Origin of the sequence: Vibrio hyugaensis (assembly GCF_002906655.1) — a bacterium.
GTDB classification, from domain to species: Bacteria; Pseudomonadota; Gammaproteobacteria; order Enterobacterales; family Vibrionaceae; genus Vibrio; species Vibrio hyugaensis.
Genome location: NZ_CP025795.1, coordinates 307,937 through 334,560, shown reverse-complemented (window position 1 = coordinate 334,560; position 26,624 = coordinate 307,937). Strand labels below are relative to the sequence as shown.

At 45.1% G+C, this 26,624-nt stretch carries 18 protein-coding genes; 6 read left to right on the top strand and 12 right to left on the bottom strand.

Annotated features, from left to right (window positions below; translation table 11 throughout):
• Nucleotides 1-60 precede the first annotated feature (60 nt).
• Together C1S74_RS18720 and C1S74_RS18715 are read left to right on the top strand one after the other, a co-directional pair.
• Nucleotides 61-672 carry a hypothetical protein gene (locus C1S74_RS18720; protein WP_045396765.1) on the top strand — a complete coding sequence of 204 codons (612 nt, stop codon included), beginning with the start codon at nucleotides 61-63 and terminating at the stop codon, nucleotides 670-672.
• A gap of 255 nt (nucleotides 673-927) precedes the next feature.
• The gene (locus C1S74_RS18715; protein WP_045396762.1) at nucleotides 928-1,422 is read left to right on the top strand and encodes a hypothetical protein; all 495 of its coding nucleotides are present in this window, start codon (nucleotides 928-930) and stop codon (nucleotides 1,420-1,422) included.
• Between the two features lie 83 nt (nucleotides 1,423-1,505).
• Here C1S74_RS18715 and pdxY read toward each other — a convergent pair whose 3' ends face one another.
• The 6 genes from pdxY to C1S74_RS18685 all read right to left on the bottom strand — a co-directional run bounded on the left by pdxY (nucleotide 1,506) and on the right by C1S74_RS18685 (nucleotide 8,914).
• Entirely contained in the window at nucleotides 1,506-2,375 is an 870-nt protein-coding gene (gene pdxY / locus C1S74_RS18710) for a pyridoxal kinase PdxY (RefSeq protein ID WP_045396760.1), read from the bottom strand.
• A 107-nt stretch (nucleotides 2,376-2,482) separates the two neighbouring features.
• Nucleotides 2,483-2,665, bottom strand: a complete 183-nt coding sequence (locus tag C1S74_RS18705; RefSeq protein WP_045396757.1) for an AbrB/MazE/SpoVT family DNA-binding domain-containing protein — start codon at nucleotides 2,663-2,665, stop codon at nucleotides 2,483-2,485.
• A gap of 138 nt (nucleotides 2,666-2,803) precedes the next feature.
• A complete protein-coding gene (gene potE, locus C1S74_RS18700) occupies nucleotides 2,804-4,114 on the bottom strand; it encodes a putrescine-ornithine antiporter (RefSeq protein ID WP_045396754.1) in 1,311 nt (436 codons plus the stop codon).
• 63 nt (nucleotides 4,115-4,177) lie between these two features.
• Nucleotides 4,178-6,358 (bottom strand): ornithine decarboxylase SpeF, encoded by a 2,181-nt coding sequence (gene speF / locus C1S74_RS18695; protein WP_038868931.1) that lies wholly within the window; start codon nucleotides 6,356-6,358, stop codon nucleotides 4,178-4,180.
• A gap of 432 nt (nucleotides 6,359-6,790) precedes the next feature.
• On the bottom strand, nucleotides 6,791-7,237 hold the full coding sequence (locus C1S74_RS18690) for a helix-turn-helix domain-containing protein (protein WP_045396750.1): 447 nt from the start codon (nucleotides 7,235-7,237) through the stop codon (nucleotides 6,791-6,793).
• 471 nt (nucleotides 7,238-7,708) lie between these two features.
• Complete coding sequence (locus tag C1S74_RS18685; protein ID WP_045396748.1) at nucleotides 7,709-8,914, bottom strand: tetratricopeptide repeat protein; 1,206 nt, start codon at nucleotides 8,912-8,914, stop codon at nucleotides 7,709-7,711.
• Nucleotides 8,915-9,426: 512 nt separating this feature from the next.
• On the opposite strand from C1S74_RS18685, the gene pulA reads away from it, so the two are divergent.
• Nucleotides 9,427-13,416 carry a pullulanase-type alpha-1,6-glucosidase gene (gene pulA, locus C1S74_RS18680; RefSeq protein WP_045396745.1) on the top strand — a complete coding sequence of 1,330 codons (3,990 nt, stop codon included), beginning with the start codon at nucleotides 9,427-9,429 and terminating at the stop codon, nucleotides 13,414-13,416.
• A 141-nt stretch (nucleotides 13,417-13,557) separates the two neighbouring features.
• On the opposite strand, the gene C1S74_RS18675 is transcribed toward pulA, so the two are convergent.
• The 5 genes from C1S74_RS18675 to C1S74_RS18650 all read right to left on the bottom strand — a co-directional run bounded on the left by C1S74_RS18675 (nucleotide 13,558) and on the right by C1S74_RS18650 (nucleotide 20,246).
• A complete protein-coding gene (locus tag C1S74_RS18675) occupies nucleotides 13,558-15,177 on the bottom strand; it encodes an endonuclease (protein ID WP_045396743.1) in 1,620 nt (539 codons plus the stop codon).
• A gap of 333 nt (nucleotides 15,178-15,510) precedes the next feature.
• Complete coding sequence (locus C1S74_RS18665; protein ID WP_045396738.1) at nucleotides 15,511-17,133, bottom strand: alpha-amylase family glycosyl hydrolase; 1,623 nt, start codon at nucleotides 17,131-17,133, stop codon at nucleotides 15,511-15,513.
• A gap of 90 nt (nucleotides 17,134-17,223) precedes the next feature.
• Nucleotides 17,224-17,730, bottom strand: coding sequence for a hypothetical protein (locus C1S74_RS18660; RefSeq protein ID WP_045396735.1), 507 nt, complete (start codon nucleotides 17,728-17,730; stop codon nucleotides 17,224-17,226).
• A 329-nt stretch (nucleotides 17,731-18,059) separates the two neighbouring features.
• Complete coding sequence (locus C1S74_RS18655; RefSeq protein ID WP_045396732.1) at nucleotides 18,060-18,869, bottom strand: MalM family protein; 810 nt, start codon at nucleotides 18,867-18,869, stop codon at nucleotides 18,060-18,062.
• Between the two features lie 102 nt (nucleotides 18,870-18,971).
• Nucleotides 18,972-20,246, bottom strand: coding sequence for a maltoporin (locus tag C1S74_RS18650; protein ID WP_038881260.1), 1,275 nt, complete (start codon nucleotides 20,244-20,246; stop codon nucleotides 18,972-18,974).
• Nucleotides 20,247-20,691: 445 nt separating this feature from the next.
• Between C1S74_RS18650 and glgX the strand changes: the two genes are divergently transcribed.
• From glgX to C1S74_RS18635, 3 genes are all read left to right on the top strand, one after another.
• Complete coding sequence (glgX, locus tag C1S74_RS18645; protein WP_045396729.1) at nucleotides 20,692-22,650, top strand: glycogen debranching protein GlgX; 1,959 nt, start codon at nucleotides 20,692-20,694, stop codon at nucleotides 22,648-22,650.
• Between the two features lie 264 nt (nucleotides 22,651-22,914).
• The gene (locus tag C1S74_RS18640; protein WP_082038996.1) at nucleotides 22,915-24,636 is read left to right on the top strand and encodes a sensor domain-containing diguanylate cyclase; all 1,722 of its coding nucleotides are present in this window, start codon (nucleotides 22,915-22,917) and stop codon (nucleotides 24,634-24,636) included.
• A gap of 288 nt (nucleotides 24,637-24,924) precedes the next feature.
• Nucleotides 24,925-25,161: a hypothetical protein gene (locus tag C1S74_RS18635; protein WP_045396724.1), complete on the top strand. Its 237-nt coding sequence runs from the start codon at nucleotides 24,925-24,927 to the stop codon at nucleotides 25,159-25,161.
• A 92-nt stretch (nucleotides 25,162-25,253) separates the two neighbouring features.
• Here C1S74_RS18635 and C1S74_RS18630 read toward each other — a convergent pair whose 3' ends face one another.
• Complete coding sequence (locus C1S74_RS18630) at nucleotides 25,254-26,624, bottom strand: L-serine ammonia-lyase (protein ID WP_045396722.1); 1,371 nt, start codon at nucleotides 26,622-26,624, stop codon at nucleotides 25,254-25,256.

Below are 26,624 nucleotides of genomic sequence, written 5' to 3'. Positions count from 1 at the left end.
CTATTAACAACAATTGAAACTACAAGTAAGTTTGATTCAAACACTCTAAGGAAAATCTGCATGGCTAAAAAATTCTTTATCGGCTTCGTCCTTCTCATTGGCTATTTTCTAATACCATTTTTACTCGTTAATATCGGGAAAGATTGGTTATCAGAATCCATCCTAATTGGCATTGCTGTAGTAAGTGCTGTTGGCTTCTTTCCTTTCTTTTTTTTCATATCTCGTAAAGTCTTTGTATTTAAAGCCTTACATGGTAATGCAATTGATGAAGGTGAGCTTGTAGGCAAGATCACTCAAATCAAAGTCAAAGACTGCAGCTTTACTGTCGAACAGCATGCTGATGCTCTAGTATTAACATCGCCTTATATGGATGCAGATTTCATTTCTGCCTTCCAAGCTAAAAAGATAAAAGAAACTTACTACATGAAGCTTTGGTTCGACGAAAGCAAGCACTTAGTTCGATTTAAAGATCATCTTGTTTCCAGTAAATCAGTCGTCGGGGCAGATGGTTGTTCATTTGAAGTAAGTGGAAACTCTGGCTATGTCTCTTCGCAAATCTATCTTCTGGATAGTGAGTTGAATTTAGTCAAATTTTCCAATAGCCAGCTGCACAAAGAGCTTATTAAGGTTGTGACTGAAAATGGTTGGGATCTTAGATTAAAAATGATCTAGGAGACCCCTTGCAAGTCATATTATTGGCGTAACTTGTAGCAATTCGTTAAAAGCTAAAGCTTCGCATAATGCGGACACCAAACTGAGACAAAACGCAAGAGGAGCAATATGCTCCTATTATCATATTTTAATCGTTCTTCAAGTTTCTGTCAGGTTTTTCTAAAACATGCAAATCGCCCTTAAATTTTTGGAAGTCGATGCGTAAAATCCCCCCTCTTGTACGCATGATTGACTTGTACGTAGGGTAAAAAACCAATGAGATTGTTGTCTGGATTCTCACTTAAAGAATGGGCCTGTGCCACCGTGTTGCTCGGCGGGTTGAGTGTATTTGCCGTCCACCACTCCAATCAACGCACTTCCGATGCCCGTACCGCTGCCATACAAGTCATCTTTGCCGATATGCAGTATTACGTCTCTGTGCTTCATGACAATGCCAAGACCTTTAAGCAAGACCAAGGGGCAGACCAATGCGTCTTAACCGCCGCTGGGTATCAAGAGTTTTACAATGGCTACCCAGAAACCCAAAGTGAGTGTGGTGAGCAAGTCAGCTTCTTCGATAACCTAACCATCACCGATGAGATGAAACAGACAGATTTAGTCTTCATCGAGAACAACCAATACTCCATGGTTGGGTATGGCAGTGATGAATCACCAGCAGCGCTGATAGCTGGCAAGTGCTACGCGTATTACCGCTTGGACGGAAAAGGGGATGATGGACACAGCTTTAAGGTAGACACCTCTCGCTGTTAGCGCGGATTCACGTTATTTATAACGGATCGTAGAGATCAAAAAAGGGAGCGTTGTGCTCCCTTTCTGCTACTTACAACCTGAGTTTACGCTTGGCTGAGTGTCACTTCTTCCAATGGGAAGTGCGCACTTGGCTCTACAAACTCTTGTTGCGCTGCGATGGTTTGAAGTTCCCATTCGCCAGCTTGGTAAGTCGCGTTAAGTACGCCGTAGCAAGCATCGTGACAGTGTTGGAAGGCTTGTTTTGGCGTCCAACCTTTCAATAGGCCAGCAGTGAAGATCGCCGAGATCAAATCGCCAGCGCCGACAGGTGCTTTGGCAAATTCAAAGTGAGGACGCTTCGCTAGGTAAGTGCCTTCTGGCGTCGCGAGCAACATATTGAAGCTATCATCTGACAGGCAGTAAAGGTGTTTCACCAACACCACTTTTGGGCCTTTCGCTAGCGCACGCTGACAAGCATTAATAGCGTCATCCAACGTGTGAATTTCCATCTCTGCAAATTGGCCTAGCTCGAACTGATTAGGTACGATCACATCTGCCATTGGCATCAGGCGGTTTAACAAGTTTTCTGCGATGCCCGGCGCCACGATACAGCCTTTGTCTGGCGCGCCCATCACTGGGTCACATACGTAAAGCGCTTCTGGATTCGCTTGTTTAACTTTGGTGACGGTGTCTTCTACGGCAAGACATTGCTCAGCACTGCCTTGGTAACCAGTTAAAACGGCTTGGCACTTTTCTAGCGCGCCAATGTTGCCAAGACCACGAACTAATTCGCTGATGTCATCAGCCGAAAACGCACGACCCGTCCAGCCTTCTTGATACTGGGTGTGGTTAGAAAATTGAACCGTGTGAATAGGCCACACTTCGAAACCCATGCGTTGCATTGGGAAAACGGCACTGCTGTTACCAGCGTGACCAAAAGAAACATGAGATTGTATAGAGAGGATACCTTGCATAGTACCAGACCTCTTCTTGTTGTTATCAATAGTTCAAAGACAGCGGCGAACGCCAGATTTGCGAAACCAGTAGTGTATCCGACAAACCAAGATTCTCTAACTCAATTCTAGTCTTCTTCGCTTGAATCGGTTGGAGAGCTGGTTTTCAGAACCATTTTCTTAATTTCCATTTTGTCTTTATTGAGCGCAATTTCGAGGGTGTCCCCTTCCCTTATCCCGAGCTCGCTCAGGATCACGCTTGGAATGACTACGACGGTATCGTCACCGATCTTAACAGGTTGGCTAATCATCTTTCGTCCCCCAATTATCGAAAATGAGTTTTCACGTTACGAGTGGCGAGTAACTTTCTTTTGTGTCCTTAATCTGCCAAATGGATAAAAACAAAAGAGCCTTCCACACCGCGTATGGGAAGGCTCGATTGAAAAAACTTAGTTCACTAGCGGTTCATGCTTAGAAGCAATCAGACCATAAGCGCTCCAACCTAGGAAGGTAACGATAGAGCCCCACATCATGGCTTCATAGCCAGAACCGTACAACGCGTAGAAGCTGTAGAGAGAACCAACCAAAGCGATGATGTTGGTGGTTTTCATTTCTCGGTCAGGCACATGCGCCACTTTTTGCATGATGAAAATCGCACCCATACATAGAATGTAAGGAATAACGTTAGTCACAACCGCAAGGTTAACCAATGCTTCAAACTGCTCGTTCAAAGTCGGAGAGATCGTCATAAGCGACAAGACGGATTGAATGACTGTAATAGCAAGCATACCTTTGATTGGCGTACCGCGTTTATCAACTTCTGAGAACAGTTTAGGGAAGAAGCCCGCATCTGAAGACGATTTGAATACCGACGCGATGGTGAACTGCCAGCCAAGTAATGAACCAGCACAAGCAAGAACTGCCATGCCCGCAACCACTTTACCAGCCGTAGAACCTAGCATCACTGTCCATACCGTTGAGAACGGCGCTGTAGAGGCAGCCAGTTCAGAGTTCGCTACGATACCAGAACAGATGTTGGTTGAAACAATATAAACCACAGCCGCAATCAACGTACCGCCCAATACTGCGATTGGAACGTTCTTCTCTGGGTTTTCTACCGCTTCTGAGTTTGCGCAAGCCGATTCAAGACCTAGGAACGCCCAAAGTGTCATCGCAATTGACGCACTTACCGCTTCACCAAATGGTAAGTGGTGTGGGTTCCACGCTTCTACGTACATAGTTGGGCTGAAGTAGAACCAACCAACAATGCCCAAAGAACAGACAGGAAGGATAACGCCCCAAACCGTAAACGAGCCGATTTGACCTGTGATCTTCGCACCACCAAAGTTAGCGAAGGTACAAATCCAAAGGATAGCGATGGTGTACAGACAGGTCTCTACTGGCGACAAGGTCACTTCAAAAAACGCTGAGCCGTAACCGACACAGGTAATGGCAATTGCGATATTGGCAATCAACAATGACAAGCCGTAGGTCCAACCCGCCATAAACGCACCCGATTTACCAAACGCGTACGACGCATAACCGTTCATACCACCGTCACGTTTGCTAAAGCGACCACATTTTGCGAACACATAAGCGAGAGCCAAAGAGCCAGCAGCTGTGATCAACCAAGACAAAATCGAAATAGTGCCAACCTGTGCTAGCTTACTTGGCAACATGATGATGCCCGAGCCAGCCATGTTAATGAACGTCAGAATGGTAAGCTGCACCACCGACATTTTTTTGGTTTCAGTACTCATAAATTATTCTCCACGAATAAACGGTTCGCACCGCGGTTTTCACGCACGGTGCGAACGGGTAGATTAATCTTTTAGGGCGTAACAATGGGCGGTGGTGCGGCCATTGACGTCTTCTAGGTACACACCTTGGATCTCTGGTGCAAAGCCTGGGAATCGGTTGATGCCTTCTTCTAGAGATAAGAAGTAGTCGACAACGTGCTGTGTCCAAACCTCACCAGTGATCACACAGATGATGCCGGGAGGGTAAGGAAGCGCGCCTTCTGCTGCGACACGACCTACCGCTTCTTTAAGTGGTAAGTAATCACACTCTCCACGGAAGTATTTGCGTGTTGCCACATCTGGTTTGTGCACCATGGTTGGGAAGTATTCGCTACGGAACATCGCTTTTTGTAGCTGTTTGACGTTCAGCTCTTTGTACATGTCATGCATTTCCTGACATAGCTGACGGATGGTGTAGCCGCGGTAGCGTTCTTTGTTTGCTTCATAAACGCGAGGCAGCACGATGTTTAGCGGTGCATCATCACGAATGAACTTCTCGAAGCGGTTGATTTGCGCCACAAGGTGACGGATCTTGCCCATGTCTTCTGCTGGAGTAAGCAGGAACAAGATAGAGTTCAAATCACACTTCTCAGGGATAATGCCGTTTTCACGTAGAAAGTTAGCCAATAACGTGGCAGGAATACCAAAGTCTGCGTAGCTACCATCTTCTGCAATACCTGCTGTGGTGAGTAGCAATTTACAAGGGTCAACGAAGTACTGACCTTCACCGTAGCCTTCGAATTTATGCCAGCTTGCATTTGGCTCGAACATGAAGAATTTCTTGTTAGTTGCGATAAGATCGGTGTCGTAGCTACCCCATGGCTGGCCTTCGACTTCATCCGGAATGAATGGACGGATCAGCTCACAGCTTTTCAGAATTTCTTTACGTGCTTCGATACCTGTCTTAACTGCGTCTCGCCATAGACGTAGACCTGCTTCACCATCGTGGATCTTCGCGTTCACATCTAGAGCAGAGAACAGCGCGTAGAATGGTGAGGTTGACGCATGCATCATAAACGCGTTGTTGAAGCGTTTGTGGTTACAGTAGCGAGCCTGACCTTTAATATGGTGGTCTTTTTTGTGGATTTGCGAGGTTTGTGAGAAGCCAGCTTGTTGCTTGTGAACAGACTGAGTCACAATCACACCCGCATCTTCTGGTTTCAGATCCAGTAGCAATGGAGAACAGTCTTTCATCATAGGAATGAACTGCTCGTAGCCTACCCATGCAGAGTCAAATAGGATGTAGTCACAAAGATGACCAATCTTATCCATCACGTAACGCGCGTTGTAGATAGTACCGTCATAAGTACCTAACTGAATGATCGCGAGACGGAATGGACGTTCATCACGCGCACGCTCTGGTGATACTTTCGCGATTTGAGCACGAATGTATTCCTCATCAAAACAGTGCTCATCCATACCACCGATAAAGCCCCAAGGGTTACGTGCCGTTTCTAGATAAACTGGCGTACCGCCCGCTTGAATTAACGCACCGTGGTGGTTTGATTTGTGGTTGTTTCGGTCAAACATCACCAAATCACCCTCGGTCACTAACGCGTTACAGACCACTTTGTTTGAAGCAGAAGTGCCGTTTAGAACGAAGTAAGTTTTGTCTGAGTTGAACACTTTCGCTGCGTGCGCTTGAGCTTGGTGTGCAGAACCTTCGTGGATCAGCAAGTCACCTAAATCAACGTCCGCGTTACACAAGTCACTGCGGAATAGGTTTTCACCGAAGAAATCGTAGAACTGTTTACCCGCTGGGTGTTTTTTGAAGAACTGACCGCCTTGGTGCCCTGGACAGTCGAATGCAGAGTTGCCCATTTCCACGTAGTGAGTCAATTGTTTGAAGAAAGGCGGTAATAGGCGGCATTCGTATTTGGTCACCGCTTCGTTGATTTGACGACCGTAGTATTCAATTGACTGTCTTTCTAGATCAATAACACCGGTTAACCAGACATAATCGTCGGCGGATACCGGATTTTCATCTGTTACTAAGAAGACCGGGATACCATAACCCGTCTCAGAAATAATTTTGTGCAGACCAGCCTTAATATCTGAAGAAGTAATAATTGCGGCGCCAACGTCGGTTAATTCGACATGCTCTAGCGGTTTTAAAGTTCGGTTAAATTGTTCATCCAAAGATTCAGATAATAAACTGAAGTCTTCTGGCATGTAATTGCTAACACCGATAATTAAACGTTTCATTGAAATATCTCTTATTTGTTCTGTAAAAACGATAAGACAGATATTACAAATTAAATTAATATTTAAAATTCAAAAACCAAATTTCGTGATTATTCGTTCATATTTATAACTCTTATTTTCTCGAAATAAAATTTCGCGATCTTTATCACTTTCCTTTCGATAGTCCAATGATATTGGATTCAGCATCAATTAAAATTCAAGTAAGAAATTATGTGACACTGACAGTTATTATTAAAAAATGAATCATAAGAAAATATTTTTTTGCGATTTCCATCACTCTATATTTGCACCTTTTGCTTTATTGGCTAATATTAAACAATAATCACATTTATATTTAACAATTTATAAACCATAACAAAAAGCCATCAACATTTCTGCTGATGGCTTTTTACTTAAACAAGAATAGGCTCAGATATTTAAGGATATAAACCGTTAATCAAATTGGTGACTGTCTAACTTTACGCCATTATTGGACCACTGCTGATACCGCTTTACTGCGATACCAGAGGAATACATGGTGTGCTTGCAATCCATGCATTCCACGAAGTACAAGCCACTCATACCAGCCATAACGTGTAACCTTCTACTGTCACAGCGCTTACAAGAAAGGCGCTGAACCTTACTGTTTACGTCAACACGACGAGCGAAGTTAAGTGTCTCATGGGAGCACAAGGCGTCCACCGCACTGTCTTTAAACGGATGCTCACTGAGCAAATGATTGATGGCGTAATCGTACACCGGGGGAATCGAAGATTTGCCATTCTCTATATTGGTTATCTTAGCTACGGAAACACCCAACAAAGATGCAAACTCCACTTTGCTGTATTCCAAGATAAACCTTGAAGAGATGAACTTATCTGCACTAATGATTCTCAACATACACAAATCTCTAATAGAAACAAAAAGAGCACGACGTTGCTCTTTTATGTTGAAAAGGATAATAACAGGTTACTTCCGACTGTATTTATACGCAGAGTATGCGTTATTTTTATTTTTGGTATCTTGCGCTTAATTTAATTAAAGATCAATAGCATTCACTTAGTAACAAAAATAGAAATTAAGATTTAGTAATATAATTCCTAATAACAGATATTAGTTAAAGTGATGGTTCTAGTTAACTCAAAACAATTTAAGCTAACAAAGTAATTTCATAGCTGTGATATGAGCTAATCAATAATAATGGATTGGAGCTTAATTCATGTATTTGCAGCAAGGGGGGATTTCCCTCTATTTGTCCATTTATATAACAACAGCTCGGTGACAGATAGAATTCTGTTGAAGCTTTGCATAAAGATCACTCAGCAATTATGCAAGTAATGGAACAAGGGTTGATGTGAGCGAAAAAAAGCCTCACGAATGAGGCTTATTGAGATTCTGAGGCTGTAAGAAGTTTTGTGTAAAATCGAGCACGTCTTTCGACGGTTGTTTTGGTGGAGACGCAAACTCTTGTTGTACAGGAACTTCACTTTCGAAGTTTAACTCTGACATCCCATCAGGTACGTTTGCTTCTTCATGATGCTCTTCATTAAGCAACTCGTTCAGCTCTTCCTCACCTGGGAAGTACGGCTCACGTTTGTAGACTTTGTTTAAGGCTCTGATGATTGAGTGCTTCTTAACCACACCAGAAGCCAGCTTTCTTTGTAGAGGCTTCGCAATGGACTGCAAACCCACCACAACATCCACACCGATGTTGCTGGCCACCTCATCACGCACTACTCGCGCAGGCTCATAACCCATGTTAGCAGACAAGAACAACCAAACGTAAGCAATCGCATTGCCTGTTTTACCCGTGTCTTTCCATGCCTCACCTGCATGGTACATGGCTTCTGCACTGCCGCCTTCAGCCGCTCTTTCTAACCAATAACAGCCTTTGACCATGCTCTTTTCAGTACCAACCCCATTGAGATAACACAAACCCACTTGGATTTTACCATCGGCACTGTCTTGCTCTGCCGCTTTCATAAACCAAAACAAGGCGTCCGCACGCTGACCTGCTGTGTTTTCTGGCGACAATTGCCATTCGCCCATGTAAAGCATGGCAGGAATACAGCCTTCATCGGCAGCTTCTTCGATCAACTGATGACCTTTAGGGATGTTTTTCTCGGTACCACGCCCAAACACAAGCGCTTTACCGGTCGCGAATTTCGCGTCGATATCACCTTCCATGCCAGAAATCGCAGTACGCCAGAAGTTTGCCTGCTCTCTTAAGATCACGTCTTCGCGCATGCGCTCGGCTAGTCTTACTACACCGTACATACCGGTGACGTTATCCAGCTTGGCCGCTTTATCGTACCAATAGAGCGCTTGTTTAATATTTTCTCGTTCCGCTTCTTTTGCTAAATAAAGAATGGTAGGGATATGCCCAGTTTCCGCCTTAAACGCACGTTCTTTACGCTCTTGCTCTCGTGCCTTATGCATCGCTTTGCGGTATGCCGCTTCACGCGCTTTCCTCTCGGTCTCAAGACGTTGCTTACGCATCGACAACGAGATCATCCAAACAAATATCAGGACGAGTGAAAGGCCAGTTGCCACAATAGCAATGCCCATACTACTCATAAACAGCCTCTTTTTAGGTCAGGGCCCATAAGGATTTCCCACTTTCGGGTAATCTAGAAAATTTGAATCCGGGTGTGAAACCAATAATTCACTGCACACCGCCTCTATTATATAACGACCATGTAGGCAAAATCTGAAGTTTCCAACTTGAGTATGAGGATAATTTGTTCGATATCACCTCAACTTATTTTTCAAAGAGAAATATCACCCTTACTTTTATAGAACCTAATCACAGTTTTGGGGCTTAGACATTCTCCTCCCCTATCATCCCCCCGATCTCCTCCTATAGAAATTTACATTTTTAGGCTGTGCTTAACATCTCACTATGCGCTCGTTTTATTATTTAATTTGTGAACAAAATCTAGTGTGATAGAAAATTTTCTCTTGTAAAAAACTTAACTGCCTGCTCTCACATTTTGCTGATAGTTCAGTGTATTAGCATTTAGTTGAACATTTCCTTTTCGGCATCTTGCCCAATCTATTCTCAATTCAATAACAATGGATTTGTAAACGTGGACAATAAAACATTTAAATTATCAGCGATTGCCAAAACCGTGCTGCCTCTACTTTCTGTAGCAGTGATCAGCGGCTGTGGCAGTGACAGCTCTAGCGATGACACAACGAACCCTGGCTCCGGCCTTCACCCTGCGGGAGAGAACGAAGTTGTCATCTATTACAAACGCGATGTTGCTTCGGCTTCAACAGCGAGTGATTACGATGGTTGGGGTCTGCACCTTTGGAATGGCGAAGGCTGTACCAGTACTGACCTAGAAGCAATGGGGATCGCTGATGGCGGTACGGATTGGGCAGCACCGCTTCCGTTCGAAGGCATCAGCGAAACTTACGGCGCTTACTACGTGCTTAAGGTGAACCCTGACGCATCAGACCCACACGAGTGTATGAACTTCATCTTGCACAAAGGCGATGAAAAAGCCTTTGGCAGCGCAAACTCTAAAGTGGAGTTAACCAAACTGGGTGAGTCTCAAGGTCTATTCGGCTTCCACGGCAGCAGTGAGCTTTACTATGAGCCAATTGCAGATCGTCCTGTTGATATTGATGGTCAGAAAGCACACTGGTTAGATGCCGACACTATCGCTTGGGAAGCGGCAGCAAACGCCGACTCGATGAAGCTTTTCTACAGCTTGACCAACGACATCAAGATGGACGAAGACAAGCAGATTTCTGGCGGTACAGCCGTTGAGTTGACGAAAGCAGGAGACCTGTCTGAAGAACTGAAATCTCGTTTCCGTCACCTTGCGAGCCTACAAGCCGCAGGCATTGATGTGGATTCTGATACGCTACGCTCTATTCTGAAGTCACAAATCGTGATGGTGGCATACAACGCAAATGGCGATGTTATCTCTGCCACTGAAGTCCAAAAGCCAGGTGTGCTTGATGCGGTATTCGCAGATGCAGACGCAGGCAACGCAATTGGCCAGGAACTTGGTGCCATTGTTGAAGGCAATGCAGCAACATTCAAACTTTGGGCACCAACAGCGCAAGACGTTGACCTAATCATCTACGATGCGAACTTTGCGGAAGAAGCGACAGTTGCAATGACTGAGAACCCAGAAACAGGTATCTGGGAATCGGAAGCGCAAGGCAACGTACTGAACAAGTTCTACCGTTACCAAGTGAAGGTTTACCACCCGACGACTGGTGTTGTTGAAACTCGCCTAGTGACTGACCCTTACTCGCTAAGTTTGTCGCAAAACTCAATGTACTCACAAGTTGTCGATCTAGACAGCGCTGCGTTGAAACCAGCAGAGTGGGATAACTACGACCGCCCAACGGTTGCAAAAGATGAAGACCACGTTCTTTACGAATCACATCTTCGTGACTTCAGCTTTAGCGATACTAAAGGTACGCAATCTCTAAACGGTAAGTACCTAGCACTGACAGAAGCAGAGCGTGAGTCGGTTACTCACCTTCAAGCTCTGAAAGACGCAGGTCTAACCACGCTTCACATTCTTCCAGCGTTCGATATTGCAACGGTTGACGAAAACGCAGAAAACCGCGTTGATATCACCGATACCGTAGGCAAGCTGTGTGGCATCAAACCAGCGGCTTCAATCTGTGAAACAGAAGACGACGCTAAAATCATTGAAGACGTGCTAAACAGCTACGATCCAGCAACGGGTGCTGCACAAGCACTGATGAACGATCTACGCATGCTAGACAGCTTCAACTGGGGTTACGACCCATTCCACTACACTGTTCCAGAAGGCAGCTACGCGACCGATCCAAACGGTTCTAAACGTATCCTTGAATTCCGTGAAATGGTTCAAGCGACACACAAAATGGATCTGAAGCTGGTTATGGACGTGGTGTACAACCACACTAACGCATCTGGCGTAAACGAAAAATCTGTCCTAGATAAGATCGTCCCAGGATACTACCACCGTCTGAATGTGAACACGGGTGGCGTTGAGAACTCAACTTGTTGTGACAACACAGCAACTGAGAACTTGATGATGGGTAAACTGATGGTTGACTCATTGCTTGTGTGGGCTGACGACTACAAAGTTGACGGCTTCCGTTTTGACTTGATGGCACACCAACCAAAAGACTTGATGGAATACGCTCTGGAGCGCGTTAAACAAGTCGATAAAAACACGCTATTCTACGGTGAAGGTTGGGACTTCGGTGAAGTAGCAAACAACGCTCGCTTCGACCAAGCAACACAAATCAACATGGCTGGCACTGGCATCGGTACCTTCTCTGACCGTCTACGTGACGCGGTTCGTGGTGGTAGCCCATTCGATGGCGGTGTGGACTCTGAAGGGAAGCACCCACTTCGCTTTAACCAAGGTTTTGGTAACGCAGGTTACCCGAACGAAGAAACGAAGACAGATGCAGAAGCGGTAAACGGTCGTCTACACAACCAAGACTTAGTACGTCTGGGTATGGCAGGTAACCTAGCAGAATTCGTTCTTCTAGACTTCGAAGGTGAAACTAAACTTGGTAAGAATGTAGACTACAACGGTGCGCCAGCGGGTTACACTAAGATCCCTTCTGAGAACATCTCTTACGTATCTAAGCACGATAACCAAACGCTATGGGACAACAACGCGTACAAGATCGCGACTGGCACTTCATCTGCTGACCGCGCACGTATGCAAACTGTGTCTCTATCTACGGTAATGCTTGGTCAAGGTATCCCGTTCATCCACATGGGTTCTGAGCTACTGCGTTCGAAATCAATGCAGCGTGACTCTTACGATTCAGGTGACTGGTTCAACCGCGTTTACTTTGACGGTAGCGACAACAACTGGAACGTTGGTCTACCTCGTGAAGACAAAGACGGCGCAAACTGGGAGCTGATCAAAACTATCGTTGCTGACAGCACTGCGATGCCAAACACTGACGATATCGAGCTAACTAAGCAGCAATTCTTAGAACTACTGACTATCCGTAGCTCAAGCGAACTGTTCCGTTTAGATACCGCTCAAGAAGTCATGAACCGCGTTGATTTCCGCAACGTAGGTAAAGACCAAGTTGAAGGCTTGATTGTGATGTCTATTGATGACGGCACGTCAGCGGGTGCGGATCTAGATACAAACTACGACGCCATCGTCGCGGTAGTGAACTCAACAGCAGAAGAGAAATCTTTCAAAGTAGAGGGCGCGACGGGTTTCGAACTGCATGACGTTCAGAAGAACTCGGCTGACATGACCGTGAAGAGCGCAAGCTTCTCCGGTGAGACTTTCACTGTTCCGGCACTTACAACGGCGGTATTTGTACAACCTCAAGGTAACGCACAAGGTGCTGGTCTGCCTGTTGATACAGATAACAAAGATGTATCGAGCATTCCTCCTTACGGTGAAACCAAGGTTTATGTTCGTGGTGACATGAACGGTTGGAATCCATCAGAAGAATGGGAAATGTCATTCATTGGCAACGGCATGTACTCGGTAACGGGTGTACTTGAAGCTGGTGATTACGGCTTTAAGTTTGCTGATGATAGCTGGGGTACACCAAACTTTGGCTGTGATTACGCAGAACAAGCTTCTGGATCTCTAGACTTGGGTACTGAGGGTAACTGTGCATTGTCCGTTACTGAAACAGGCAAATACACCTTCGTTCTAAATGCAATTCATGAGCAAAGCGATTCAGCTGACAAACCGGTTGTTTCTGTAACGAAAGCGGCAGACGCGCCAACGTTTGGTGAAACTTCACTGTTCCTACGTGGCACGATCACAACTTGGGATACGCCAGCTGAAGATTCAAGTGCGAAGTTCAACTACGTAGCCGCCGATGTTTACTCTTTAGATATCGACCTAGCAGCAGGCAGCTACGAAATGAAGATCGCTAGTGCAGATTGGGCTGATGCAACCAACTTTGGTGGCGAAGGCAGTGTTGAGCTAGACACAGCCGTTACTATGGATGCAGGCGGTTCAAGTGCGAACCTTAAGATCACGATTGCAGAGGCAGGAAACTACAACTTCCACTTCAACGCAGCAGATAAAGCAGCGCCAATCGTGACAGTGACTAAGAACTAAAAACAGTAGGCGCAATCATGTGCTAGCTTGGGGAGGGTAAAACCTCCCCTTTTTTGTGCCTGTACAACGGTATTAAAAAAGCCGCACGAGCAGTGACGATGGCGGCTTTGTTGTTTCTAACGATTTGCTTTAGCTATGGGGTTAGTTTCCCCAAATGATCTCTACAAACTCAGGGTAATCCACAAACGGGTTGCGGTTACCTTGGAATTCAAACACCGCTTGGTTACGGCTGATCTCTTTCGCGCTGACAGGATCGTTTTTGTGCCAACGTTTCAACATGTTCAGCATCCATGGTTCAAAGACGGTCGTTTTCGTGCCGTTCAATACCGCGTCAGAGTTGCTAGTGTTGCTTTCCCAGTTGCCAATGACGTTTTCATAGCGCGTCGCCATGTAGAAATACGCACGAGCAAAATCACCTTTGAACTCATCAATAGGCTCAAATACCGTTCCTGAATAGCCCAAAGTAGAGCTTGCTGAACCGACTTTTGAGCCATTGCTAGATACGTAAGTGCTGTTACCCACTTCACCAAATGGCCAGTTGCTGCGCTTCGCATTCACATAACCATCGGTTGCAAACAAGTGGTGACCATCCGAGTTCATCGGTTCAACCTTGCCACCAAACCAGCTCTTAGGGAATGAGTGTTCACGGTTGTAGCAATCGCCTTCCGTTTTGTATTGGCCACATTGGTCAGTGACTTTGGTAAAGCTCACCGTATCGCTGCCAGATGGTTTTTCAGAATACATATCGAGAATGGAGCCATCTTTCTCGTAGTAGTTGTCTAAATCTGCGTCTTTCACTAAGGTCCAAATCGCTGAGTAGCCGCGTCCTGTGTGATCCTTGATGATGTTAAACAGCGCTGTTTTCAACTCAAAACCTGTTTTGCCTTCTGCGGCTTTATAGTACTCACTGACAACAGGCGGAGGCGTCGTTGAACCGCCAAGAGTAAAGCTTGTGGTTTGAGATTTCGTGAATTCACCACCAGACGCTAATGTGGTTTGGCCAAACATTAAGGCGTATGAACCACTGCCGTTGCCGCAACAAATGCCATCACCATAACTGTCACTGATCGTAAACTGGTAATCGCCGTTCGCTAGGCACATGGTTTTTTCGTAAGTTTTCGAAGAGTCAAAACCTTGGCCTGAAAACAGAACTTGCGATTGGCTATCTTTCAGTTCCCAACTCGTTTCTGAGCCATAACTGTCAGTGTTCAATGTCAGTAACACTTCGTTGTCATTACAGCTTTCTACCGGTGGCTGAGTACCACCACTTTGATTTGGCTGAAAGTTATCGACATAAACGACTTCAGAGCCGTCAAAGCCCGACTCATCATAAAAGCGTAACCCGACATTGATCGCTTTGTTTGATGATGCAGTGTAACTGTGCGTGAGTTGTTGCCACTGATTGGTTTGCTGAGGGTTAGAGTAGTTGTGGTATCCATCAACCACCAAACGCGCTTTAACATTTCCTTCCGTATGATAAACCGCGACAGAAAATGGGTAGGTTTTCCCTTGCTCCACATTAATGGTTTGCAAAAAGTCGGTGTTGCTTTGGGTACCTGTATTTACGATAACTTGAGCCGCAAGACCACCAGATTGGTGCGGGTCACTGGTCGGTGAAACAGCAATGCCGGAATCAATCACAGACCACTGCGTTGGTGCATTACCATTCCACTGTTCAAAGTCGCCATTAAGAACGTGACTGAACGCGAATGGAGAGCAAATAAGAGATAATAGACAGAGGGGTTTCGTTATGGATTTCATTATAATTTTCCATTAGTTATATAAATCCACAAAAAGATAAACATAACAATTACACATGAGTAAGCCTTAAATCACACTTTGACTTTGCATGAATGTGAATATTCTCATTATCGTGCAGCACATCTCACAAACTGCGTACTGTTTCTTTCAATTTTTAGCGGTGAATGTTCGATATAAAACAAATAGATGTAGAAAGGAAAGCTGGAATTCAACGTGCAATATCGCCACCGAAGAACAAGAAAGAACGGCATCTTAGACAAAGATACGAAAAAAGCCAAGCGTGCGCCTATGGGGGTCAGCAGCAACACTTGGCTTTGGATGAATGGGGAAAACTTATTGTCCGCTTTGCCTCACTTTGAAGAAGCGCCCTTGTAATGATGACATCGGGATCTGGTATTGCCCGTTACTTAGTGTGATTTGTTGGTTAGTGATTAAATCCACCAGCGCTTGATTGCTGCCGACTTGCGCTTCTGTCAGCACAATATTGCGGGCACTCTCAAGGGTATTCAAAGCAAATAAGACTTGGTCATCGCCAGATACTTTCAAGTCCACATAACTGCCATTACTTGCTACCAAGTTAGTGCGGCTGCCTTGATACAAAGCAGGATGAGCAGCACGCATATCCATCAATGACTTAACGTAGTTTTTTAGGTCAAATTGGTTGGCATCTAAGGTAGCGGTTACGCCTTCGATCTTGGCACTGCTTCGCGCGACGTGATCATCACACACCCCACGAACCGCACACGTATTGTTGTCTTCTTTTGCTGCAAAACCATCAACTTGGTCACCAATTTCATCTCCGTAATAGAGAGTGATTGGTCCGGTATAAGCCGCTTGGAATGCAAACGCGGCTTTGTGGCGTTGCCAGTATTCGGCGTCGTTCACATCAGCTAACCCGCCTCGTTGCAACAAGTCACCAAAGCGGACCAAATCGTGATTGCCAATCATCAAGTTTGGCTGAGCATGAGACGGATATTGGTTGTGTGTTTGGTAGCCATTGTCTAACCAATCCACACCTCGACCGCCAACGCCGCTCTCGTTCACAGCAAGAGTTTCCACCACGCGATAGCGCATTGGGAAATCAAATGCAGAGCACAACGCAGGTTCATCAGCCGCACCGTATGCGTCACTCGCGATTTCTGATTCACCTTTCCAGATCTCAGCGACCATGTAACCCAAAGCATTCACTTGCTCACCACCCGCGTTGGTGTAAGTCACACTTTGCGAGGCTTCATCCACCGCTTTGCGGATTTGTGTCCATGCGTCGGTTGGAACTTGGTACGCTTGGTCTAAACGCCAACCATCAATTTTGAGCTCTTTTACCCAGTAAGTAGCGACTTCTTTATAGAAATCTAAGCTTGCTGGGTAATCCACTGGATTGCTCGAACCAGAAGGTAACAAACCCAATGGAGATGGTTTAATCAACCCTTCTTTGTGATGACCAAACACGCCATCAAAGAAGACATACAAGCCACGTTTGTGTGCTTCATCTACCAGCGTTCTCGCGGTTTCTACATCGCCAAAGCGAGGATCAATTTTAAAATAATCCGTGGCAAAATAGCCCGTTGCATCCAAACGATCGGCCCAATGATCTTGTCCCGTGATCGCTTGGGACTCAAAAATCGGAGTAAGCCAAATTGCGTTCATCCCCAAATCTTGGATGTAATCGAGCGAATCAATAATCCCTTGAAGATCACCGTTGTGATGACTGGTGCCGTAACCCGTTCCATGGCCTATATTCGAATCGCCATCAACAAAGCTTTCAACCATGATCTGATAGGTACGGAGCTGATTACTTTGCTCCATTACATTCGCTTGGCAAGCATAACTTGTATCAGGAAGCGGAGTACTGCCACTATCGCTTCCACCAGAGGAATTACACGCGGATAAAACGCCGACAACACTCAAGGCAATAAGAGATTTACCGAGCAGATTTTTATATCGGATATGATGCATTAAAACTCTCCCAGATAAAATTAACCCCAACATGAATTACATGCTGGGGTTAATAAATAACAAATAAAATCTAAATAACTGAATGGAATATTATTGGCACTTATTAACCATTACGTGAACTGGCTTACCTTTTCCTTCAAATTGAAGACTCCAGACATATTTACCATCTTCTTTAATATCAACCGAAGTATCCGTCCCGTAGCCACCAAATGTAAGTAGGGTTAATTCACCAACATTCATTCGGTTTCCTTTTGCAGTAAATTGAGGAAACCACAATTCTGTTGCATATTGCATTTTGTACGAGCCTACTTTTTCTTGCGTCACAACTTGGTAAAAGTTATTGCCTTTATAGGTATATTGACGCTGAGGTACATGTTTCCAATCAGAATCAGCAAACGTACCGACAACAAATAAAGGTTTAGAGATCGGGCCTTTCGCCGTGCTATCTGGGTTGTCACAAGCCGCCATGAAAGTAACGACTTCGTCTTGAGACAGATTAACAATTGGCTCGGCAACCGCTTCAGGTTCAGTCGTCGATTGACAACCAACAAGAGCGACAACTAGGGCAGCAGCAAGCGAAGTTTTCATCATGTTCATTTTCACGTTAATTCCTTTTTAATATTCCAAAGTAAATAAAAACTCACCAAGTTGGTAAAAGTTTAATATTTAAAAAGAAACAAATATCGAACTACTGACAAAGAGTATTATTCTCTACCTTGCTGAGCTGAATTACTTTGATAGGTTTAATTATTTCCTAATCGATGACGAGTAAGGTTAGGAACACACTTTAATTATTGATCTGTTAAATATGAAAAACAAAGTAAAACAAATAAATTTGTGAATAAGCTAACTCTATGTAGGGGTGAGTTTTATCGTTCTAAATGCAATTAAAAAAGGCCAGCAATTTGCTGGCCTTTTTTATTCGTTTATTTGGTATTTACTGCTTTAACAAATACAGTTTGTGCACCTTCAATGCCCAGTTCTTTTGCCTCATCGAGAAGCGTCAGAGCTTTCGGAATATCATCCGCTTCGACGGCTGCTTTGATGGCGTTATGGTAGTAACTGGTTAAGTCTGTACCTTGCGGAATATTGTCGTTTTTCGCGATAATCTTAGTATTCACGATATCATTCGCGGATACTGAAAAACGGAACTGACCGAGTGGGCTATGTTTCGCTTGAGGATCTGCAATATCTGGCGGCTGAGTGTGATTTGCCAGAGCGAAGGCTTTTGCAGGGTGAAGAACTTCTGAGCTTCCTTTGAGATCAGAAGAAGTCGTGTAAACCAAAACATGCAAGTCGTTACCTGTCATGTCAGGAATCACATTCATTTCAAGTACGAATTTATCGTTATCCAACAGTTTTGCTGGCTCGTACTTAAACTTTGAGAAATCTGCTTGGTAAATAGTTTCGCCAGCCGTGTTCATTACCACGACGTTAGGAGCGAAAAACTCTAGATTTTTGTTTACGAATGTCTCTAGTTTGATATCGAGACTGCCACGATTACCTGGTAACGCGAACGCTGCAATTGCACCAGCGCTATTACCATCTAACAGCATTTGGCTTTTGTCAGTCAAAGCGAACTCAGTAACCACAGGCACATCAATTGGTACCCATTGAATGTCGCCCGATTGCGTGATCACTTGTTGCTGACCTTTCGGGCTCATATCGACTTGTTCTACAGAAGTACAACCTGTAGCCAACATTCCCAACAGTACGGGAGCAAGCCATTTTTTCATTACCGTCTACCTCGACTCATTATTGTTTTTTGAAATAAATACAGCCAGATAAGGTTCTGGCTGTATCATTCTAGGACAATTTAGGACTTAGTGGCTAGATGATTACCACCAAGCTTCAGCTTGTACACCGAACTGGAAAGTATCGTCAGAACGACCGTTGTCGAATGTGTTCGAGTTGTCGTCTTTATCCGCTGTTAGGTAAGAAGCGTATAGACGGATTTCAGGACGAGCCCAGAAGCTAGAGCCAGCAGACCATGCTTGAGCAACTGTTAGCTTACCGTATTTGTTCTCTGCACCGTCGTTATCATCAATAGCGTAACCTGCTTCGAAGATAGTTTTGTGGTTGTCATCCCATTTGTACATTGGACGAACAACAGCAGACATTGCTTCCCACTTGTCTTGGCCGTCCCACATGTCTTCACCTACACCGTAAACAAGTTGGTGACCAAGTTCCCAGCTATCACCCATACCGATTACACCCCAGTTGATTAGGCGGTAACCAGATGCGCCACTGTTTGCTTCTGCACCGTACCAGCTACCGTCACCGTAAAACGCCATTGTTTTAGAGTAACCTTCAGTACCGTATTGAATTACAGTTTTGTTGAAGCCTGAATCTAGACCTTGAGTCAATTCAGCTGTGAACATTACGCCATCTTTCGCATCTTTAGTGCTGTTTGGCGCAGCGTCAGTTTCGTTAACTAGCGCGTAGTTTAGACCTAGTTCTAGAGAACCGTTATCCCATACTTGAAGACCCGCGTAACGCGCATCAAGTGTATTTACGTTTGCGTCACCGCCATCGTTACCTGGGTCAGCGATGTCAGAACGGTCGTTACGAACCCATGCTAGAGATAGTTTACCTGGACCAGCTTCGATGTTTTCGATACCAGCGCCTGCGCCAGAGATGTTCCAGTAGTAGAAGTCAGAGATATGGATGTCGTGACGTTGGTAGTAACGCTTACCTGCCCATAGAGTCGCTTCAGGAGCGAAATCTAGAACACCTTTAGCTTGAACGTTGAACTGACGTAGTGCGAATTGTGCATCATCAACACATTTAACATCGCCAGCGCCGTCAAGACCACAGTTAGCAGAAGTGCTTTCCCAGTCGTTTGAACCGTTAGAAGTCATTGCAAACATAGAGTCAACGTAGAACGTTTTACCGTTGTTGTTGTAAACTTCTTTACCTAGTTGAACTTCACCGTATACATCGCCTTCGTTACCTAGACGACCGATTTTGTTCTTTTCAAATGTTACTTGTTGGCCACCGTCAGCGCTAACGCCAACACCAGCACGCATATAACCATGGAAATCCACTGCGAACGCAGAACCAGCAGCTAAAGTTGCAGCAACAGCCGCTGCAATTGCACTTACTTTTTTCATTCTTAACTCCATTAAGGGTATTTATAATTCTGTCTTCCCTGCTCGCTCTTTTTGGTGAATATAGGCAGTAAAAACGCACCAAAAGAAAGAGAGGTAAGATGGGAACAAGTCCCCGTTTGTTTCAACAGTCTTAAGATTACCCAAGGAGTACAAGGATGACGTCCTCCACCCCAAACTAATTTAGGGGGGATGAGAAGGGATGAGAAAATTTACCGAATGGTGTTTTTTCGAGTCAGATCACCAATCTAGGGAGGAATTAGTAAGTTTCTTCAATTTTAGGCCGCTACAAAGTGATAGCCAATTCATAATTTTGACAAAAATGAGTCATAGAAAGTAATTAAATTACAGTGATATTTTTCGATCTAAGGTGGTTGACCTTAGTAAGACAAAGTTTTTAACTTATAGTTTCTTAAAGGTAGCAATAAAATTAAAAAAAGATTCGCTGATGACACAACTTCATTCTCGCCCATACCCACTCGGTGCAACCGTTAATAAAGAAGGTTGTAACTTCTCTATTCACGCACCGAGTAGTAAAGATATCCAACTGGCCTTGTTTTCTGACGATGGCCGTTATTCACTGTACGATCTGCCCAATGAATACGCTGGTATTCGGTACACGTTTATCCCTGACATCAAACCGGGGCAGAAATATGGTTATGTGGTAGAGCATCAAGATCAACCGTTGCTCATCTCCGATCCTTACGCTAAATCGATTGATAAGGCCCTCCATTACCAACCACCTTTCTCTCCCGCTAAAAGCTTTGATATGCCAAAGTGTGTCGTCATTGAAGATAACTTCGATTGGCAAGATACCGATCATCCGCGCATACCAAGGGAAGAGATGGTGTTATTTGAAACCCATGTGAAAGGGTTAACTCAACAACACCCAGAGATTGAAGGCTCAGCGAAAGGACATTATAAAGGCCTAGCGTCTCCGGAGATGCTTGCCTTCTACAAACAGCAAAACATCAATACGTTGCAATTGCTACCTGTCGCAGCGTGTATGCATGAACCGCATTTGCTTAAGATGGATAAAGTGAACTACTGGGGTTACAACCCATACTTGTTCATGGTTCCAGATCCTCGCTATGCGGAAAAAGACGCGGTAACCGAGCTCAAAACCACCATCCGCGAGCTACATAAACACGGCATCGAGGTGATCCTTGACGTGGTCTACAACCATACAGCGGAAGGCGGTGAAGGCCCTACCATCTTCAATCTAAAAGCGCTCGACCCGCATTTCTACATCAAGCACGGCCAGCATTTTGCGAACTTTACCGGTTGCGGCAACACCGTTGATTTGACCTACCAACCTGCGCTAAATCTCGTCATGGATACGCTGCGTTATTGGGTAAGCGAGTTTAAAGTCGACGGTTTCCGATTTGACTTGGCAGCAACACTAGGTCGACAGGGTGACGATTACAATCCAGAAGCGGCCTTCTTCAAAGCGGTCGCGCAAGATCCTGTATTACGAGAAACTAAGCTGATTGCAGAGCCTTGGGACATTGGTCCTAACGGCTACCAAGTGGGTAACTTCCCATTTGGTTGGAATGAGTGTAACGACAAGCTTCGCGATATCTCTCGCAGCTTTTGGCGCGGTGACCAAGGTTACCTGAAAGAGTTTGCAACACGTTTGATGGGCTCTCGTGATATCTACAGCGCAGCGAACTGGCCATACAAACTCACGGTCAACTACATCACTTATCACGATGGCTTTACCCTGCAAGATTTGGTGTCATACAAGCAAAAACACAATGAAGCCAACGGGGAAGAAAACCGCGACGGTCACGGTGACAACCGCTCAGAAAACTATGGCGTAGAGGGTGAAACCGAAAACCTGATGATCATCGCCACGCGCGAAAAACAAAAACGCAACTTAATGGCGAGCTTGCTGTTTGCTTTTGGTATCCCTCATATCCTAACCGCGGATGTGCTGTCGCACACTCAAGGGGGCAACAACAATGCATACTGTCAGGATAATGAAACCAGTTGGCTAGATTGGTCGAGCACAGAACGCAAGCAGCACTTTAAAGTGTGGATGTCACAAATGGTCGCCAATCGCAATCAGTATATGGTGCCATTCATTCGAGCGTTTAGTGGTGAGAATCGCAATAACAACCGCATCTTCTGGCGTCGTATTGATGGTAGCCTAATGGAGCACGACGATTGGAACCGTTTAAGCTCTGTGGCGCTTCACTTAGGCATCGGCAAGGAAGGGCAAGAGTTGGTGTACCTAATCAACCAAACCAACGCACCTGCGCGATTTAAGCTACCAAATGAGCGTGGTCAAGAGTGGGTGACCGTTTGTGATACCAATGTGCGTAACCTCAATCCTGGTCATGCCGAGGGCGAAGTACTGCTTTCTCCTACGTCGATGGCGATTCTGCATTATCAACCGGAGTAAAAAGCTTACCTGACAGAAATGCAGCTTATTCCTACAAGTTCTGACAAGCCCAGCCGTAAGCTGGGTTTGTTTTATCGACGTTTCGAATACATAAACAGCAATCAGCTCAAAGAACACACCATACGCATTGATGCGCAAGTGAAACTAATCTAATATTGTTAGCCAAATCACATTTATAATATATACAACGTTATTTGGCATATGGCTTTACCTAAATTCTTAATCCGTATTCTGCGGCCTTACCTGCTATTACTCGCAGGCTTCATGGTCTATCTGGCTTATGCTCAGTTAGTCGATTCCGAGTCGATGGTCTATCGGCAATCACAAACCAATATCATCACTGCCGAACGGTTGATACACTCCCAAATCGAAGCGGCTTTCAGCAAATTTTATCTTCTAGAAACCGCATTAAAAGCAAGCAAACAAGACCTCAATGATCCTGACTTCCGTGAACTAAGCCAAGGCATCATCGACTACTCTCCTCAATACTCCAACATTCTCTATACCACAGCAGATGACAGCGTCGCTTATGGCCTTTCTGGGCAAATCAAGCAGGCAGATACCAGCGCTATTCAATGGCATAAACTGGATACTGTCAGCGACAAATTCTCTATCTCCTCGCTGTACCAAAACCCGCAACAACGCTGGGTATTCGCTATCAAACACACCAATCCAAATCTGAAATACCAACTTTGGCTTGAGTTCGATCTGCTCCACACCACTCAGCAATTGCGTGGTCTCAAAACATTGAATAAAGGTTATGTGTTTGTCGTAGACAGAGATACCGAACGCTTGGTATTCCATCCAGATCCAAGCCGCATCGGTGACTATTCGGTGAGTTATCATGGTGGCATCAGTGACAAAGTCGCGTCGGGTTTGCTGTTTGGTAAACACGAATACTATTACCAAGATAACTTCAAAATTTCAGTCTTCGATGCAGACAACGGATTAAACTGGGTGTTTGTCGCTGGAACAGACCGTGCCGACATCCTTAACAGCAGTTATCCTTTCACACTTACCGCTGGAGTCATCGCTTCTCTGCTCGCACTCGCCATCGGAATCAACTACCTCACTTACCAACTGCATTTATCATTAGCACGCTTAAATGGCACGGAGAGCGTTGGTGAGTTCAAAACCCAACTCAAGCATGTCTTGGATCGCTTTTGCTACCACAAAGGCATACAGTTCTGTGTCTACGACAGCTTGAATTACAGCTTTTACACGCTCGATTATCACGGCAACAAAAAGCTGGTGTTAACCGATGCTGAGCTCGCAGCGCGTTTTTCTCATAGTGTGCTGACTTACCGCAACAAGAAGTACGGCGACGAGCTAACGACAAAACTCAAAATCAATAGCAACCACTACTGCATTCCTCTGTTTGATGGCCGTGAATTACTTGGCGTGACTTACGTAAGCTGCCGATTCCCAACTTACAAATGCGTGCTGAGCTTGATTCAGAACTACGCCCAAGTGGCGTTGGCAAACCTCAAATTGCATGACCGTTTGCGCCATCAAGATCCAATTACGCAACTCGAAAACAAAGCGTGCTTGGCAGCAAAAGTGTCGAGAGAGCTTCATTCAGAGAACCGTTTTATCGCGATGGTCGACATTGATAACTTCAAATACATCAACGATAAATTCGGCCATCCAGTGGGCGATTTAGTCATCCAAAAAACGGCTGAAGTGATGCGCGACTGTTTCCCTAAACCAAAAGGGATTTGCTTAGCGCGTTATGGCGGTGAAGAGTTTGCAATCGTGTTCCAAGCCAACGACGAATTCGATGCCAAACACCAGCTTGATAGCTTCCTAACGGCGCTGCAAAGAAATCACCTCGCATTGGGCTGTGGCGATGTACGATTTACGGCAAGTGTGGGATTTACTCCGTTAGAAACCAGCTACCATCATGTAGTGGAACAAGCCGATAAAGCACTTTATCAAGCAAAAAGATTGGGAAAAAATCGCGTCTGCCATTTAAAAGCAGCATAACGCTTTTCGTCCCAAAAGACATAAAGCCAGAACAGATATCGTTCTGGCTTTTTACGGTTTTCATCTTCTATCCAAAGCACTAACAAACCAATACAGGCACCTTATTAAGCAACTTACCTCGAAAATAATTATTGTTAGTTACGCATAGTGTTACTTTTAGTCTTGTGCGCTATGACTTGTTTTACATTGATGGTGACGTTCGTTCGACTCAGGCAATCTTCCTCTCAACCAAGGCTCATCCCGATAACCAAAACCAGAGCCAAAATACTATTTTTGAGAGTCACCATTATGAAAGCCATCAAATCAATCATCATTGCACTGCTATTTACGTCTACACTTTCTGGCTGTGTTTCCACTCCAAGCCACTATCGCTTAGCTCCCAACGTTCGCCCTACTTTGATGAATGCCAATATCAACGTTCAACCACTGGTAAACACCGCGGTATCTGTTGGTAAAGTCGTACTGCCTTATGCGATTTCAGCGGGACACGCTTACGTAAATACGCCTTACTTCCTATTGCGATAAACCCACCGAACTCATTCAGTCACACCAACAAAAAACAAAGCCGATGCTTATCAGTACATCGGCTTTTTTGTTGGTTAGGCTTGCTTAACTCATTATTCGCAAGGCGGTGCTAGGTGAATCAAAGCCAATCCACCCAGTGACGTTTCGCGGTATTTCTTGTTCATGTCTTTGCCCGTTTGGTACATGGTTTCAATCACCTTATCCAACGAGATCAAACATTTACTATTACGCTTTAATGCCATGCGAGAAGCATTGATCGCTTTCATTGCACCCATCGCATTACGCTCAATACATGGTACTTGCACTAAGCCACCAATTGGGTCACAAGTCATGCCTAGTGAGTGCTCCATGGCAATCTCGGCCGCAATACAAATTTGCTCATTGCTGCCACCACGTAGCGCCGTCAAGCCAGCTGCCGCCATGGAAGAAGACACGCCGACTTCGCCCTGACAGCCTACTTCAGCACCCGAAATAGAGGCATTGGTTTTGTACAAGATGCCAATCGCACCAGAGACTGCGAGGAAGTCTTTGAGCTGTTTGGTATCAAGCTCTTTGATGAAGCGATGGTAGTACATCAATACCGCTGGAATCACACCCGCCGCACCATTCGTTGGTGACGTAACAACTTGTCCACCAGCGGCGTTTTCTTCACTTACAGCGAAGGCAAACAAGTTAATCCAATCCATGACTTCCATCGGATCGTTCTCTATTGCTGCGTTCGCTTCTAGCTTCTTCAGCAAGTTCGGCGCTCGACGAGTGACGTTCAGGCCACCATCTAAAATACCTTCTGTCTCAAAGCCGCGTTCCATACAACGCGTCATCACGCGCCAGATCTGTTCTGCGCGCTGATTGATGGCTTCCATATCCTGAAATGCTTGCTCGTTTTTCAGAATCATACCGCCAAGGCTCATGCCATTCTTATCGGCTTGCGCCAGCATTTCATCCGCACTTGAGAATGGGAATTCAACCTCTACTGGAGCAGTCGCGCTGCCATTTTGCAACTCATCTGCTGTTGCGATGAAACCGCCACCGATAGAATAGTAAGTTTCAAAGCCAACCTGATTGCCGTGCGCATCTAACGCAGTAATCGTCATGCCATTCTCATGCAGAGGAAGGTTCTCTTCATGGAACAACATATCCGTTTTGTAGTTGAATTCGATTTCATGACGGCCATCGACAGACATCATGCCCTCTTCTACCGCTTTACGCATGGCTTTGTTCGCAGAAGCGATTTTGATGGTGTCTGGTTTATTGCCCAGTAAACCCAGAATTGTTGCACGATCCGTGTGGTGACCAATTCCCGTCAACGAAAGTGAGCCGTATAAATCAACTTGAATACGAACCACTTTTGCCAAGTTCGATTCAATCAAACGAGTGAAGTGGTAACCCGCGATCATTGGACCATTGGTGTGAGAGCTAGAAGGACCAACACCAATCTTGTAAATATCAAAGATGGACAGCAT

Bases quoted from the DNA above. Each gene is read 5' to 3' on its own strand.
- C1S74_RS18720 (WP_045396765.1), top strand. From the start codon at position 61: ATGGCTAAAAAATTCTTTATCGGCTTCGTCCTTCTCATTGGCTATTTT.
- C1S74_RS18715 (WP_045396762.1), top strand. From the start codon at position 928: ATGAGATTGTTGTCTGGATTCTCACTTAAAGAATGGGCCTGTGCCACC.
- pdxY (WP_045396760.1), bottom strand. From the start codon at position 2,375: ATGCAAGGTATCCTCTCTATACAATCTCATGTTTCTTTTGGTCACGCT.
- C1S74_RS18705 (WP_045396757.1), bottom strand. From the start codon at position 2,665: ATGATTAGCCAACCTGTTAAGATCGGTGACGATACCGTCGTAGTCATT.
- potE (WP_045396754.1), bottom strand. From the start codon at position 4,114: ATGAGTACTGAAACCAAAAAAATGTCGGTGGTGCAGCTTACCATTCTG.
- speF (WP_038868931.1), bottom strand. From the start codon at position 6,358: ATGAAACGTTTAATTATCGGTGTTAGCAATTACATGCCAGAAGACTTC.
- C1S74_RS18690 (WP_045396750.1), bottom strand. From the start codon at position 7,237: ATGTTGAGAATCATTAGTGCAGATAAGTTCATCTCTTCAAGGTTTATC.
- C1S74_RS18685 (WP_045396748.1), bottom strand. From the start codon at position 8,914: ATGAGTAGTATGGGCATTGCTATTGTGGCAACTGGCCTTTCACTCGTC.
- C1S74_RS18675 (WP_045396743.1), bottom strand. From the start codon at position 15,177: ATGAAATCCATAACGAAACCCCTCTGTCTATTATCTCTTATTTGCTCT.
- C1S74_RS18665 (WP_045396738.1), bottom strand. From the start codon at position 17,133: ATGCATCATATCCGATATAAAAATCTGCTCGGTAAATCTCTTATTGCC.
- C1S74_RS18660 (WP_045396735.1), bottom strand. From the start codon at position 17,730: ATGAACATGATGAAAACTTCGCTTGCTGCTGCCCTAGTTGTCGCTCTT.
- C1S74_RS18655 (WP_045396732.1), bottom strand. From the start codon at position 18,869: ATGAAAAAATGGCTTGCTCCCGTACTGTTGGGAATGTTGGCTACAGGT.
- C1S74_RS18650 (WP_038881260.1), bottom strand. From the start codon at position 20,246: ATGAAAAAAGTAAGTGCAATTGCAGCGGCTGTTGCTGCAACTTTAGCT.
- glgX (WP_045396729.1), top strand. From the start codon at position 20,692: ATGACACAACTTCATTCTCGCCCATACCCACTCGGTGCAACCGTTAAT.
- C1S74_RS18640 (WP_082038996.1), top strand. From the start codon at position 22,915: ATGGTCTATCTGGCTTATGCTCAGTTAGTCGATTCCGAGTCGATGGTC.
- C1S74_RS18635 (WP_045396724.1), top strand. From the start codon at position 24,925: ATGAAAGCCATCAAATCAATCATCATTGCACTGCTATTTACGTCTACA.
- C1S74_RS18630 (WP_045396722.1), bottom strand. From the start codon at position 26,624: ATGCTGTCCATCTTTGATATTTACAAGATTGGTGTTGGTCCTTCTAGC.